Source organism: Streptomyces sp. NPDC048612, assembly GCF_043199295.1.
Taxonomy (GTDB): domain Bacteria; phylum Actinomycetota; class Actinomycetes; order Streptomycetales; family Streptomycetaceae; genus Streptomyces.
The window spans coordinates 226738-240529 of the sequence record NZ_JBICVV010000009.1 but is presented as its reverse complement, the minus strand read 5'-3'; the positions used below and the strand labels follow the sequence as shown (position 1 = coordinate 240529).

The window sequence follows — 13792 nt, the reverse complement described above, 5'->3', positions numbered from 1 at the left end:
GGCGCTCTCTCACGGCGCCGCGGCCGCACACGACCGGCCTCTCCACGGTAACCCCTCACCCTGGCCGGGCGCTCTCCCCGACGCCCGCCACCGGCCCGCCCGGCTGACCCGGAACCGGCGTCCGTCACCCGTGTCCGCCGCCGTTGTCAGTGGGTGCTGCCACCATCGGCACATGAGCACCGACACCCCCGCCGACCCGTCCCGTCAGCTCCCTGCCGCACCGCTCAACCCACCTGCCGCCGAGGAGGAATCACCGCTGCCGACCGCCGACGCCGCCTACTGGGAGGCGGCCGCCGCCTCCTTCGACGACGAGCCCGACCACGGCCTGCGCGACCCCGCCGTCCGTGCCGCCTGGGCCGCCCGGCTGCGCTCCTGGCTGCCGTCCCGCCCCGCCGCCGTCCTCGACCTCGGCTGCGGCACGGGAAGCCTGTCCCTGCTCGCCGCCGAGCAGGGCCATCACGTCCTGGGCGTCGACCGCTCCCCGGCCATGACCGCACGGGCGCGCACCAAGCTGGCGGACCATGACGCCGCCTTCGTCACCGGCGACGCGGCCGAACCACCGGTGGGGGAGCGGCGGTTCGATGTCGTCCTGGTACGCCACGTCCTGTGGGCCCTCCCCGACCCCGCGGCCGCGCTGCGCCACTGGACCGGCCTGCTCACCCCCGGTGGCCGGCTGGTACTGGTGGAGGGCCGCTGGGGCGAGGCCGCCCCGATCGGCATCCCGGCCACCGAACTCACCGCCCTCGTCGAGCCGTTGGCGGCGCGTACCCACCTGGAGAGCCTGACGCACGACCCGGCACTCTGGGGCAAGGAGGTGACCGACGAACGCTATGTGCTGACAGCCGACCTCCCCCGTAGGCCGGTACCGGCTCAACGGACGGCTGGCTGAACGTGGCCTCGCGGCACGCTGGGGACGGCGACGCCCGGCCCGGCGTGCCGTCGCCGATCGCGAGGCCGCCGGAAGCAGGGCGACCGAAAAGTGTTTGCGGCCGGATGCCGCCACCGGATAGACGTGGCCGCTGGACCCCCGCCACCAGGGCGGCGGGGCCATGACAGCGAGAGGAGGGGTAAGCCCGTGATCCCCATGATCAACGCGCTGATGTCCTCCCGGGGTGCGGACCACCTCTGACCCCGGAGCGGACGGGGCGCCTTCACCGGAGCGTGCCGTGACCGTGAATGCGAACGACCTGACCCTGCGCCCCCTCACCGGGCGCGAAGAACTCGATCTCTTCTCCCAACTCCCCTACGTCCTCAACGAGGAACTGGCGGACGACCTCTCCGGCGGCCGTCGGCGGCCGGAGTGGATGTGGGTCGCCCTGCGTGGTGACCGCCTGCTGGCCAGAGCGGCCTGGTGGAGCCGCTCGGCCGGTGACCCCCCACTCGTCCTGGATGTCCTCGACCTCGACGACAGCGCCCCGGGCTCCGCTCGCCTGGACATCGCGGTGCGACTTCTGCGGACCGCGATGGCCGCCACCCTCCCGCACGGTTCCCGTCCCCCCGAGTACAGCCGTTTCGTCCCGCCGGACTGGCGTGCGGACGCGGTGCGGCGACAAGCCGTCGAAGACCGCATGACGGTCCTGGAGCGAACCGGTGCCCGGCTCTTCGTCGAACGGCTGCGCCTCGAATGGCGTCCGGAATCGCCGGTTCCCGAGCCCAGCGGGCGCCTTGTCTTCCGGCCGGTCCGCGACAGCGAGGAACTCGTGGCAATGATGGCCTCGGTTCTGGACGGCACGCTGGACGCACACGGCCGTGACGACCTGACCCGGATGTCCGCGCACGAAGCGGCCGTCCGGCACTACGAGGACGAACTGGCGCGGTACACCAGCCCGCGGGACTGGTGGCGCGTCGCGACCCTGCCCCACGGCGAGCCGGTGGGGTTCGTCATCCCGGCCCGCAACTCCTACCACCCGGTCATCGCCTACCTCGGGGTCCTGCCCGCGCACCGCGGCAACGGCTACCTCGACGACCTCCTCGCCGAGGGCACCCGAATCCTCGCCGCGCAGCACGTCCCCCGCATCCGCGCGGCCACGGACCTCGGCAACATCCCGATGGCGCACGCCTTCCGGCGCGCCGGCTACCGCAACTTCGAGCGGGCGATCAACATGACCTGGAGCTGAGGGCGCACGGGTGGGAACGGCGGGCCGCCGCGCGGCGCTCGTGCCCCACGGCGTGGGTGCCGCTCGCGAGGCGGCCCGCCGGTGCCCTATTCGGCCGCCACGATCCGCTCGACCGCCGCCGTCACCAGTTGTTCCCGCTCGGCCTCCGTGAAGACGTCCGGCAGGGTGAGCTGTTCGACGATCAGCCAGTTCAGCGTCAGCATCAGCAGCTTGACGGCCATGGCGTCGCCGGGGAGGCCGGAGGCCTCGTGGTAGGTGACGTTGGCGTCGACGTCGGCCCGGACCCGCTCGGTGAGGACCCGGCGCAGTTCCGGGCGGCGGGTGGCCTCCAGGCGGAGTTCGAGCAGCGCGAGGTAGCCGGTGCGGAAGGAGGCGATGCGGCCGACGAGTTCACGCATCAGCTCCACATAGGTGTCCCGGTCGTGGCCGGCCGCCTGCTGGCGGGCGATGGTGGCCTCGTCGGGCCGGAGCCGCTCATAGACCCGGGCACCGGCCTGGGTGAGCAGGTCGTCGCGGTTGGCGAAGTAGTTGGACGCGGTGCCGGTCGGCACCGCGGCCTCGGTGTCCACCGCCCGGAAGGTCAGCCCGCGGGCGCCTTCCCCGGCCAGCACCTCGATCGCCGCATCGACGAGGGCGGCACGCCGCTGGTCGTTCCGTCGCGCCATTGCCACCACTCCAGGTGTCGTCCTGACTCTCAAACCACTTCAGGAAGAGTACTGCGTGTGGAGTTATCGACCTGGGGGGTGGGCGGCGCCCGACGGCCGTCCCTCCCGTGCTCGCCAGCCATCTCTTTTCCGCTGCTTCGGCCGAACTCGTCCTCGGTATCAACGCCTGGCTGCGGACCTCGGGCACCACCCTGGAGCTGTGACCCTCCCCGAGGCGTGACCCGTCCCGCGCGGCAAGCCCTCCCGGCGGACGGGACCTTCCAGGAGACGGGACCTTCCGGCGGACGGGACCTCCCGTCACAGCGGGCGCTGCTGACGCACAATGGATGCGACAAACACGCGCACCGACGGGTACGCGTACGCGCACGCACCCCGGGGACTCCCCAGGGGTACGGGCCGTCGCGCATCCGCCCGCCCCACGACCAGCACCAGGAGCGCCACCGTGTCCCCGCAGAGCTTGACCCTCACCATCGATCCGGCGGCGGACGCCGCGCCGTTCGAGCAGGTACGCACCCAGATCGCGGATCAGGCCAGGGACGGCGGCCTGCCGGTCGGCTACAAACTCCCCACCGTCCGCGGCCTCGCCGAAGACCTCGGCCTGGCCGCCAACACCGTCGCCAAGGCCTACCGCGCCCTGGAGACCGACGGCGTGATCGAGACCCGCGGCCGCAACGGCAGCTTCATCGCCGCGGCCGGCGAGGCCGCCGACAAGGAGGCCGCCGTGGCCGCCGAGGCCTACGCCCGCCGCGCCCACCGCCTCGGCCTCGACCACCACGCCGCCCGCACGGCCGTCGAGAACGCCCTGCGCGCGACGTACGGGTCCGACGCCTGACCCGCGCCCGCCGCGTCGCCGACGGACCGTGCCGGCGGGGGCCCCGGCCTCTGTCCGCCGCCCCGGCGCGAGCCCCTGCCCGCCGCCCCGGCGCCGGAGCGCCCCCGGACCGGCCGCCTCCCCGCCCCCGCCACCCCCGATACTTGACCGCACCCCGAGCCACCCCCACCGCCCGAAGGAGCCGCATGCCCAGCAAGCAGGCGCTCGTCCGCCGCCCCGGCCCCCGCCTCGCCGAGGGGCTGGTCACCCACATAGACCGGCGCCCGGTCGACCCCGTCCTCGCCCTGCGTCAGTGGGAGTCCTACGTCCGGGTGCTCCGCGACCACGGCTGGCATACCACCGAGGTCGCCCCCGCCGACGACTGCCCCGACGCGGTCTTCGTCGAGGACGCCATGGTCATGTTCCGCAACGTCGCCCTGCTCGCCCGCCCCGGAGCCGACGAGCGCCGCCCCGAGATCCCGGACGCCCGCGCGGCCGTCGAGGCGCTCGGCTGCTCCGTCAACGAGGTCCGGGCGCCGGGCACCCTGGACGGCGGCGACATCCTCAAGGTCGGCGACACCGTCTACGTGGGCCGCGGCGGCCGCACCAACGCCGAAGGCGTCCGCCAACTCCGCGCCGCCTTCGAGCCGTTGGGTGCCCGCGTGGTCGCCGTACCGGTGAGCCGCGTACTGCACCTCAAGTCCGCCGTGACCGCCCTCCCGGACGGCACCGTCATCGGCCATCCGCCGCTGGTCGACGACCCCGCCGTCTTCCCCCGCTTCCTGCCCGTCCCCGAGGAGTCCGGCGCCCATGTCGTGCTGCTCGGGGGCGGCAAGCTGCTGATGGCCGCCGGTGCGCCGCGCAGCGCGGAACTCCTCGCCGACCTGGGGTATGAGCCGGTCCTCGTGGACATCAGCGAGTTCGAGAAGCTGGAGGGCTGTGTGACCTGCCTGTCCGTGCGGCTGCGCGAGCTGTATGCATGACGGGGCATCATCCCCCGCCGCGTCGTGCGCCTGCCCGGACCGTACCGCCGGCCGTGCCTATCGTGGCGCCATGAGCAACCTCGACCTCAGACCCGCGCCCAGCCTCTGCGGCGGCACCGGCCGTACGGGCCCGGTCCGCGACGTCCAGCCCGGGAAGCAGGTTCCCCTCGGCGAGAGCACCGTCGTCCGCCGACTGCTGCCGAACCTGGGCCGGCGGATGATCGGCGCCTGGTGCTTCGTCGACCACTACGGCCCCGACGACATCGCCGCCGAGCCCGGGATGCAGGTGCCGCCGCATCCGCACATGGGGCTCCAGACCGTCAGCTGGCTGCACGAGGGCGAGGTGCTGCACCGCGACAGCCTCGGCAGCCTCCGGACCGTACGGCCGCGGGAACTGGGCCTGATGACGTCCGGCCGGGCCATCGCCCACTCCGAGGAGTCGCCGCACGGCCACGGCCCGTTCCTGCACGGCGCCCAGCTGTGGGTGGCACTCCCCGGCGAACACCGCCACACCGCCCCGTCCTTCGAGCACCACACCGACCTGCCGGTGGTCAACGGCGGCGGGCTCTCCGCCACCGTCATCCTCGGTGAACTCGCCGGTGCCACCTCACCCGGCACCACCTACTCCCCGCTGGTCGGCGCCGACCTCAGCCTCACCGCCGGCACGGACACCCGCCTGCCGGTCGACCCCGACTTCGAGTACGCGGCGCTGACCATCTCCGGCGAGAGCGAGGTCGACGGCGTCCGGCTGGCCCCCGGCGCCCTCCTCTACCTCGGCTGCGGCCGCACCGAATTGCCCCTGCGCGCCGACTCCCACAGCTCCCTGATGCTCCTGGGCGGCGAACCGTTCGAGGAGCACATCGTCATGTGGTGGAACTTCGTGGGCCGCTCCCAGCAGGACATCGAAGAGGCCCGCACCGACTGGACGACAGGCTCCCGCTTCGGCACCGTCCACGGCTACGACGGCGACCGCCTGCCCGCCCCCGAACTCCCCCCGGTCACACTGAAGCCGCGGGGGAGGGTGCGGTGAGGCGGGAGCCCTGTGCCGAATCCACCGGCAGGACATCACCTGCCCGCAGCCGCGTCAGTCCTCCCCGACCCGCGCTCCGGCGGCGCGGGCCAGCGCCCGTGCCCCGGGGCTGACGCCCCGTTTGCGGGGGGACATCCGTGAGTCCGTCGCCTCCCGCTGGGCGACCTGCAGGAGGTTCCGCGGCCCGGGAGTCGCCATGACGCCCAGGTACCGGGGATCGCCGGCGAACCACGCCGTGGTGACCTGCCCGGACTTCACCGCGCGCACCCAGAAGTGCCGCCCCGTCCCGATGACCCCGCCGAACCCGAGGCCCACCGTCTTCTCCGGCCGCTCCGGGTTCGGCACGAGGAACTGTGTGCTGCCGTTCTTCTTCGACCTGACCTCGGCGATGCCCGCCTGCCACGGATAGACCCGCAGCACGCGCCGCATCCCCATCAGCGAGGAGGCCGCGACCGCCGCCAGCAGGGCGTACCAGATGCCGACGAACAGCACCGGCATCCACACCACCAGCAGCCAGACCGGCGTCATGACGACGGCGAACAGCCAGGCGGGGAAGCCCGCCATCCAGCCCAGCACGGCGGCGCACCGGAACACCGCCGTACGGCGCCATGCCCGGCGGGTGGCCGGGTCCGCCCAGGCCGTCTTTTCGTGCACCGCGTTGTCACCTCGGTCGTCACATGTCCCTGATCTGCCGGACACTCACCGTACGGGGACGACTCTCCATGCCTCCCGCCGCGTCACGGACTGCCCGCGCTCCCGGCCGCAGTGGGCCGCCGGTCCCTCCTGCCTCACAGGTACAACCCCGCATCCGCCCCCGAGTCCTGGGGCGGGACCGAGGCGGGGCGGGTGCCGCGGCGTAGTGCGTAGAGTTCGGCGAGGGTGGCGCCGTCGCGGGAGATGTTCTGGTCGGTGCCGAGCCAGTGGGTCGCTTCGGGGCGGCTGAGCGGGCCGACCTCGATGCGGGCCAGGCAGCGGCCGGGGCGGACCACCGCGGGGTGCATCCGTTCCAGGTCCTCGTTGGTGGTGACGCCCACCAGGACGTTGCGGCCCTGGCCCAGCAGACCGTCCGTCAGGTTGAGCAGTCGTGACAGGGCCTGCCCGGCCGCGTGTTTGGCCTCGCCGCGGATCAGTTCGTCGCAGTCCTCCAGGAGCAGCAGCCGCCAGCGGCCCTTGCCGGTGCTGTCGTCCTCGCCGATCGCGATGTCCATCAGATAGCCGACGTCGTTGAAGAGCCGCTCCGGGTCCAGGACGCAGTCCACCTGGCACCAGTCCCGCCAGGAGCGGGCGAGGGTGCGCAGGGCGGAGGTCTTGCCCGTGCCCGGCGGGCCGTGCAGCAACAGCAGCCGGCCGGAGATCTCGTCGGGTGCCACCTTCATCAGCCGGTCCATCGCCTCGGCCACCGGCGCGGTGTAGTTGGGGCGGATCTCCTCCCAGGTGGCCGCCGAGATCTGCCGGGACGTGCGGTGCGGGCCGCGGCGCGGGGAGAAGTACCAGAAGCCCATCGGGACGTTCTCCGGCCGGGGTTCCGGTTCGTCCTCCGCCCCGTCGGCGGCCTGCCCCAGCACCTTCTCGGCGAGGTCGTCGGTGACGGCGGTGACCGTCACGTCGGCGCCGTGGTTCCAGCGGGAGACCAGCAGGGTGAAGCCGTCGCCCTCGGCGAGGACGGCGCTGCGGTCCTCGTCCTTCGCCGAGCGCAGCACCCGGGCGCCGGGCGGCAGCAGGGTCAGCCCCGGCCGCACCCGGTCGACGGACCGGCTGCGGGAGTACGGCTGCTCGCCCCGGGCGAACCGGCCCAGGAAGAGCGCGTCGACGACATCGGCGGGCGAATCGCTGTCGTCCATGGTCAGCCGGAGCGGAAGGGAGTCTTCCGTGGCGGACGGCTGGACGTGATCGGCACACATGCCGTCATGATCCGTCACGGCGGCCCGCCTCGTACACGGATTATCCCGGCGTTTCCCCGAGGCCGGGCGGCACGGTGCGCGGGAAGGCCGTGCGCCGGTGCAGGGCCCGGGGCGGAGGGGGACGGGCCGCCCACAGACGGCGCAATGACGGACCGCCGGGCGCGCCGTCCGGAGACTGGGAGGACGTGCCGCGAGGTGAGGTGACCGCCGGAAGGAGCCGCGTCCGTGGAGCCGCCGAGCGGACCACCCCTGACGGTGATCATGGTCTGTCTGACCGTGGCGACCGGGATGCTCGACGCCGTCAGCTTCCTGGCGCTCGGTCAGGTCTTCACCGCCACCCAGACCGGCAATCTGCTCTTTCTCGGCTTCGGTATCGCCGGGCAGGGCGGGCTCCCGGTGGTGACGACGATCGTGTCGCTCGGCGCCTTCGTCCTGGGCGCGGCGCTCGGGGCGCGGATGGAGTCCACCCTGGCGGCACGGGAGTACCGGTGGTTCCCGACGGCGCTGACCGTGGAGGCGGCGCTGCTGGCCGCCGCCGCGGTGGCGGCGTGGGAGTCGGGGCCGGCGCCGGTCCTGCCGCCGGGCCGGCGCGGTGTCGCCATCGGCCTGATGGCGCTGGCGATGGGCATGCGCAATGTCACCGCCATGCGGGCCGCGCCGGCCGACCTCACCACGACCGTGGAGACCCGGGCGATGACGGCCCTGGTCAGCGGGTCACGGGTGGGGCACGACGCGCGGCTGGGGTACGGCAGCCACGCCGCGGGCCGCCGGACGCTCTCGGTCGTCGCGATGTTCACCGGCGGTCTCCTCGGCGCCGGGCTGCTGGGGCTGGGGACCCGTCCGACGCTGGTGATCCTGCTGGTGGCCGGCTTCGTGGCGGCCACCGCCTTTCTCGTACCCGGCCTCGCCCGCCGTCAGCAGCGGAACGGGAAGGGGGAGGGGAAGGAGAAGGGGAAGGGGTGAGGGGGCGTCAAGAGGGCGGGCGGGGCACGGAGGCCGGGCCGGAGGCGGCATCGGGCCCTCCTCGGGGAGGCTTCGGAGCCGGGTGTCGTGGTGGGGGCGGGAGGGTGAACATCCGCTCGGATCGGCGGATTTGCCGTGAATCGCGGAACGACTTTTGGCATGGACACTTCCGGCTCCCCGCGAGTCTTGCTACGACAGATGTGGCAGAGATCCTGCTAAGGGAGGTTCCATGAGACTGTCCCGATTCGCGGCCTTGACGTCCGCCTTCTTCGTCACTACGGCGCTCGCGCTCACCGGCGCGAGCGCCGCCGCGTCCGCCCAACTCCCCGCCGCCACGGGCTATGTGGCTCTCGGCGACTCCTACTCCTCCGGCGTCGGGGCCGGCAGCTACGACAGTGGCAGCGGCTCCTGCAAGCGCAGCACCAAGGCCTACCCGGCCCTCTGGGCCGCCGCGCACTCCCCCTCGTCCTTCCGCTTCACCGCCTGTTCCGGCGCCCGAACGGGTGATGTTCTCAGCGGCCAGCTCGCACCGCTCAGCAGCTCCACCGGCCTGGTCAGCATCAGCATCGGCGGCAACGACGCCGGATTCGCCGACACCATGACGACCTGTGCGCTCCAGGGCGAGAGTGCCTGCCTGGCCCGGGTCGCCCAGGCCAGGACCTACATCACCAACACCCTGCCCGGCCGGCTCGACGGGGTGTACGACGCTATCTCCGACAAGGCCCCGGCCGCACATGTGGTGGTCCTGGGCTATCCGCGCTTCTACAAGCTCGGCGGAAGCTGTATCGCCGGCCTCTCCGAGAAGTCCCGGGCCGCGATCAACGCCGCCGCCGACCACATCAACGACGTCACCGCCAAGCGGGCCGCCGACCACGGCTTCACCTTCGCCGATGTCAACGCCACCTTCTCCGGCCATGAGCTGTGCTCCGGCAGTGCCTGGCTGCACAGTGTGACCTTCCCCGTCCTGGAGTCCTACCACCCCACCGCCGCCGGCCAGTCCGGCGGCTACCTGCCGGTGTTCGCCTCCGCTGCGTGACGACCCGTACGCCGGGCGCCGGGGAGAGGCCGTGATCCCGGTCTCTCCCGGTGCGCTCCGGCGGTCCGCCGGGGGGACCCGCGGGGCGGTCCCCGGATGTCCGACGGTTGCTCAACTCGCCCTGTTCCACGCCTTGTACGTGACATTCCGTATGGTGTTCGTCAACGTCAGAGCGAGGCAGGTGAATCCGGTGACCGGTCTGCACGCGTGTCCGCCGAGAGAGATAGGGTTACCCTGCCCGGGCCGGGTGCCCTCATAGGGTGGGGAGAGTCATGGAACAGATAACAGTGCGTAGCAGGGCGCGTGTCCCTGCCATCAACTGCCGGAGCAGCGCGTCCAGTGCGCGTCTCGACCGTCATCTCGCGGTACTGGGTGGTCCCGCCATCCCGCACCGTGAGGTGGAGGGCGCGACGTCGCTGATGCAGGAGCTCACCGCACGCGATCACTCGCGTACGAGGAACGGCCGCAGCGCGAGGGTGTCGCTGTTCGCACCGCTGCGCAGGCTGCGGCGCTCGCTGTTCGGCGGGCACGGCTGATCCGCTTCTGAAAGCGGCATCACGGGCGATCACCCCGCCCCGGCGCGGCACCGCGGTCCGATCGTTCATCAGGCCCGGGGCGCCGGTGCCACACCGGTGTGCTCGCCGGGGCGGGAACCCTCGCCCCGGAGATGCCGTGCCCCGCTCACCCCGTCGCCCGGCCCCGTCCCCACCCGGCCGGTCGCACCACTTCCCACCACCCGTCGCCCGTACCGCGACGGGTGTTCTGCTGTGCGGAGCCGGCGTCCGAGGGCCGTGGTGCGGGTGTCCGCCCGAGGTCTACAACAGGGCGAACTGCCCCTCCGGGCCCTCCTCGTGGTGATCGAGGACGGACGCCGGGCGGTGCGCGGAGACCGGCGCCGGAAGGATGCCGGCCGCCCGCAGCTCACCCGCGGTCATCTGCGGGGCATCTCCCGTGCGCTGCCTCAACTCCTCGCACTGCGGCCGGAGTTCGGCCAGCAGGGCCAGTACGGTGATCAGCTCCAGCAGCTCCGAGGTCCACTCCTGCGGCCAGCCGTCGGCGCGCAGCGCGGCCAGCGAACCGGCCTCGGGCGGTTCCGCTCCCGCGCCGGTGCGCTCGGCGTACCACGCCGAAAGGACACGGACACCGCCCGCGTGGACGTCCCAGGCGCCCGGCGGCACCGGCGAGATCCGGCCGCCGCCGACGAGCAGCGCCTCCTCCTCCGGGGCGTAGCCCAGCGCCTCCGGCAGCCCGCGGTCGGGCAGCGCGGAGCGTACGTACGGGCGCCGGCCGCCCGGCATCCGGGGCCGGTCGCCCGCCTGCCCGCCGTCCGCCCCGTGCACGTAGGCGCCGCGGGTGGTGAGCCACAGCAGCCGTGCGCCGAGCGCGACGCCGCGGTCCCAGAGGTCCGGGTCGGTGGTGAGCGGGACCGCGCAGCCGTCGGGGGAGTGGTGGGCGCTCGCGGCGAGCCAGGCGAGCAGGTCCGTGGGGGCCACCGGGCGGTCCAGGCGGCGGCTGAGCAGCGCGAGCAGGCCCGGGGCGACGTTCGGCTCCCGGCCGCCGGGCCGCCGGTAGAGGGGGCGGATACGTCCGGGGCGGCCGCCGGGCGACCGTCCGTCCGGCAGCAGCGCCGAGCAGGTCAAGGCGGGGCCGGACAGCTGCGGCACCTGCCCCCACTCGACCGCGAACAACTGCCGCGCGTCCGCGACCCGCCACAGCTCCGGGCGCGCACCGTCGATCAGCCGGTGGTCGGGCAGCAGCCACTGCTGGTCGAACGGGCCGTGCAGAATCCGCACCGGTTCCGGGCAGGGCCCGCTCGCCCGGTACAGCCGCCCGGTCGGGGTGGCCTGGCCCGGCAGCTGGCCGACGGCGGAGTGCAGGGTCCGGGCCCGGGACGGCCGGAACAGCCGCTCGCGTTCCGCCGCGTCCTCGGCGGCCACCAGCGCCGCCCAGCGGGCGCGCAGGGTGGCCCGGTCCGGCGCCCGCACCCAGGAACGGCCGAGCCGCAGCGGCGCCACGGACCACGGCATGAGATCGGACAGCCGTGGCGCGTCCTGCTTCGCCGTCACGCGGAGCCCCTCCCGGACCGTTCGGTTGACCCCGGCATGGTATCCAGCGCCCCGGCGGCCGCACCGAATCCGCAGGCCATACCACTCTTCCAGGACGGACACCGGCGGTCTTCCGCTTGCTGATCATGACGGAGTACGGTCCTGGCCGTACGCCCGACCACGCGGTGCGGACCGGCTCCGCCCCGTGCGCCGGGACCTGCTCAGGGGAGGACCGTCATGACGGACACCACCTCCTCCACGCCGGAACGGCGCGGGGGAACCCCGGTCGGCGGCCGGGCCGCGGCACGGCTGGACCGGCTGCCGCCGACCCGGTGGCACCGCCGCCTCACCCTCGTCGTCGGGATCGGCGCCTTCTTCGACCTCTACGAGATCTTCCTCGGCGGCGTGCTCGCCGCGACCCTCGCGGAACGGTGGCACCTCGGGCACACCGCCACGTCATGGGTGATCGCCTCCGGCTTCCTCGGCATGTTCGTCGGGGCGAACGTGCTGTCGGTGCTCGCCGACCGCTTCGGGCGGCGCCGGATGTTCCTCGTCAACCTGGCCGGGTACGCGTTCTTCTCGCTGCTGTGCGCCGCCGCCCCGAACCTGACCTGGCTGCTCGTGCTGCGCTTTCTGTCCGGTCTCGGGCTCGGCGCCGAACTCGTGCTGGTGGACACCTGTCTCGCGGAGTTCCTGCCCCGGGCGGTACGCGGCCGCTACATCGCCTGGGCGTACACCCTCGGCTTTGTCGGGGTGCCGGTCGCCGCGCTGCTCGGTGCCCGACTGGTGGCCGCGCACCAGCTGTTCGGCATCGAGGGCTGGCGCTGGCTGCTGGTCGCCGGCGCCCTGGGGGCCGCGTTCCTCCAGGTGATGCGGCGCCGGCTCCCGGAGTCACCACGGTGGCTGACGGTGCAGGGACGCGAGGCGGAGGCCGACCGGATCGTGGCCGGGATCGAGGAGCGGGTGGCCCGGGAGAGCGGCGGCAGCCTGCCGTCCGTACCGGAAACCGAGACCGTCCCGGAGCGGAAGGTGCCCCTGGCGGAGATGTTCCGGGGCGAGCAGCGGCGGCGCACCCTCATGTGGTGGATCTTCCAGGTGCTGCAGACCGTCGGCTACTACGGCTTCGCGTCGCTGGCGCCGGTGGTGCTCACTGCGAAGGGCCACACCGTCACCGACTCGCTGCTGTACGCGGCGCTGAGCTTCTGCGGCTATCCGCTCGGCTCCGCGCTGTCCATCCCGCTCATCGACCGGATCGAGCGCCGGACGCTGATCATCGCCTCCGCACTCGGGATCGCCGCCTGCGGCCTGGCCTTCGGCTTCGCCACCGCCACCTGGGCCGTCGTCACCTTCGGCTTCCTGCTGACGGTGTGCAGCAACGTCTTCTCCAACGCCTTCCACGTCTACCAGACCGAGATCTTCCCGACCGGCCTGCGCAGCAGTGCGATCGGTATCGCCTACTCACTGTCCCGCCTCACCTCGGCCGCCCTGCCGTTCGTCGCACTGACCGTACTGACGAGCCTCGGGGCGGCGGCGGTCTTCGCGGGCTCGGCGCTGCTGATGCTGTTGCTGTGCGTGGACGTGGCGCTCCTGGGTCCCCGCAGTACGGGGCGAAGCCTCGAACGAATCTGAGGCCCTTCCCACGTTGTCGGCGTTCCCGCCGTGGTGGCTCGCGTTGTTTCGGGTCCGCTGCGCGGGGCGTGGGTTGGGGTGATGTTTGTGCGTTCCTCGCCGTTGCGCCGGTCCGCTGCGCTTTGCCTTCGGCCCACGTTGTCGGCTTCCCCGCCGTTGCGCCTGCGGCGGGCGGGGTCCGCTGCGCGGGGCTGTCGGGGTGCGGTGACGGGCCTCCGGGGCCTGGTGTGTGGACTGCTTCGCTTTAAGTCCACACACCAGGCCCCACCCGCCCCGCCCCCCCCCCCGGGGGGGGGGGTAAAAAGGTGTGTGGGGGGGGATGGCGGGGGGGGGGGGGGGGGTGCGGGGCCCCGGGGGCTGGGTGTGTGGACTGCTTCGCTTTACGTCCACACACCAGGCCCCTCCGGCCCGTCCCCTCCCGTTGGGGGGTGGGGAAAAGCGCTGGGTGGGGGCTTGGTGGCTGGTCGGGTGCGCGTGGTGAAGAGCAGTGATGCGACGCCCGCCCCCACTCAGCTGTAGTCACTCCCTCAACGGGAGGGGACGGGGCGCCCGGGGGGGGGGGGTGGGGGGGGAAAAAACCAAAAAACCCCAACACAACCCCCCCCCCCCCCC

Annotated in this window: 13 protein-coding genes; 9 read left to right on the top strand and 4 right to left on the bottom strand. The window is 73.3% G+C overall.

All coding sequences use genetic code 11. The features are described from left to right. The first annotated feature begins 172 nt into the window (after positions 1–172). On the top strand, positions 173–889 hold the full coding sequence (locus tag ACGFN2_RS16860) for a class I SAM-dependent methyltransferase (RefSeq protein WP_393360854.1): 717 nt from the start codon (positions 173–175) through the stop codon (positions 887–889). A gap of 277 nt (positions 890–1166) precedes the next feature. After that, the gene (locus tag ACGFN2_RS16855) at positions 1167–2117 is read left to right on the top strand and encodes a GNAT family N-acetyltransferase (protein WP_393360852.1); all 951 of its coding nucleotides are present in this window, start codon (positions 1167–1169) and stop codon (positions 2115–2117) included. Positions 2118–2203: 86 nt separating this feature from the next. On the opposite strand, the gene ACGFN2_RS16850 is transcribed toward ACGFN2_RS16855, so the two are convergent. After that, the gene (locus tag ACGFN2_RS16850) at positions 2204–2782 is read right to left on the bottom strand and encodes a TetR family transcriptional regulator (RefSeq protein ID WP_362608195.1); all 579 of its coding nucleotides are present in this window, start codon (positions 2780–2782) and stop codon (positions 2204–2206) included. A 442-nt stretch (positions 2783–3224) separates the two neighbouring features. Between ACGFN2_RS16850 and ACGFN2_RS16845 the strand changes: the two genes are divergently transcribed. The 3 genes from ACGFN2_RS16845 to ACGFN2_RS16835 all read left to right on the top strand — a co-directional run bounded on the left by ACGFN2_RS16845 (position 3225) and on the right by ACGFN2_RS16835 (position 5606). After that, entirely contained in the window at positions 3225–3614 is a 390-nt protein-coding gene (locus ACGFN2_RS16845) for a GntR family transcriptional regulator (protein ID WP_362608193.1), read from the top strand. A 185-nt stretch (positions 3615–3799) separates the two neighbouring features. After that, positions 3800–4576 carry a dimethylargininase gene (ddaH, locus tag ACGFN2_RS16840; RefSeq protein WP_362608192.1) on the top strand — a complete coding sequence of 259 codons (777 nt, stop codon included), beginning with the start codon at positions 3800–3802 and terminating at the stop codon, positions 4574–4576. A gap of 70 nt (positions 4577–4646) precedes the next feature. After that, positions 4647–5606, top strand: a complete 960-nt coding sequence (locus tag ACGFN2_RS16835) for a pirin family protein (RefSeq protein ID WP_393360849.1) — start codon at positions 4647–4649, stop codon at positions 5604–5606. Positions 5607–5660: 54 nt separating this feature from the next. On the opposite strand, the gene ACGFN2_RS16830 is transcribed toward ACGFN2_RS16835, so the two are convergent. After that, positions 5661–6260 carry a hypothetical protein gene (locus ACGFN2_RS16830; RefSeq protein ID WP_393360847.1) on the bottom strand — a complete coding sequence of 200 codons (600 nt, stop codon included), beginning with the start codon at positions 6258–6260 and terminating at the stop codon, positions 5661–5663. 134 nt (positions 6261–6394) lie between these two features. Further along, a complete protein-coding gene (locus tag ACGFN2_RS16825; RefSeq protein ID WP_393360922.1) occupies positions 6395–7507 on the bottom strand; it encodes a DUF5925 domain-containing protein in 1113 nt (370 codons plus the stop codon). A gap of 225 nt (positions 7508–7732) precedes the next feature. On the opposite strand from ACGFN2_RS16825, the gene ACGFN2_RS16820 reads away from it, so the two are divergent. The 3 genes from ACGFN2_RS16820 (at position 7733) to ACGFN2_RS16810 (ending at position 10042) form a co-directional block, all read left to right on the top strand. After that, entirely contained in the window at positions 7733–8470 is a 738-nt protein-coding gene (locus ACGFN2_RS16820) for a YoaK family protein (RefSeq protein ID WP_393360845.1), read from the top strand. A gap of 229 nt (positions 8471–8699) precedes the next feature. Beyond that, the gene (locus tag ACGFN2_RS16815) at positions 8700–9506 is read left to right on the top strand and encodes an SGNH/GDSL hydrolase family protein (RefSeq protein ID WP_362613891.1); all 807 of its coding nucleotides are present in this window, start codon (positions 8700–8702) and stop codon (positions 9504–9506) included. Positions 9507–9778: 272 nt separating this feature from the next. Next, complete coding sequence (locus ACGFN2_RS16810) at positions 9779–10042, top strand: hypothetical protein (protein ID WP_362613889.1); 264 nt, start codon at positions 9779–9781, stop codon at positions 10040–10042. A 279-nt stretch (positions 10043–10321) separates the two neighbouring features. On the opposite strand, the gene ACGFN2_RS16805 is transcribed toward ACGFN2_RS16810, so the two are convergent. Continuing rightward, entirely contained in the window at positions 10322–11572 is a 1251-nt protein-coding gene (locus ACGFN2_RS16805; protein WP_393360843.1) for a type ISP restriction/modification enzyme, read from the bottom strand. A 216-nt stretch (positions 11573–11788) separates the two neighbouring features. On the opposite strand from ACGFN2_RS16805, the gene ACGFN2_RS16800 reads away from it, so the two are divergent. Beyond that, the gene (locus ACGFN2_RS16800; RefSeq protein WP_393360841.1) at positions 11789–13180 is read left to right on the top strand and encodes an MFS transporter; all 1392 of its coding nucleotides are present in this window, start codon (positions 11789–11791) and stop codon (positions 13178–13180) included. Positions 13181–13792: the final 612 nt, after the last annotated feature.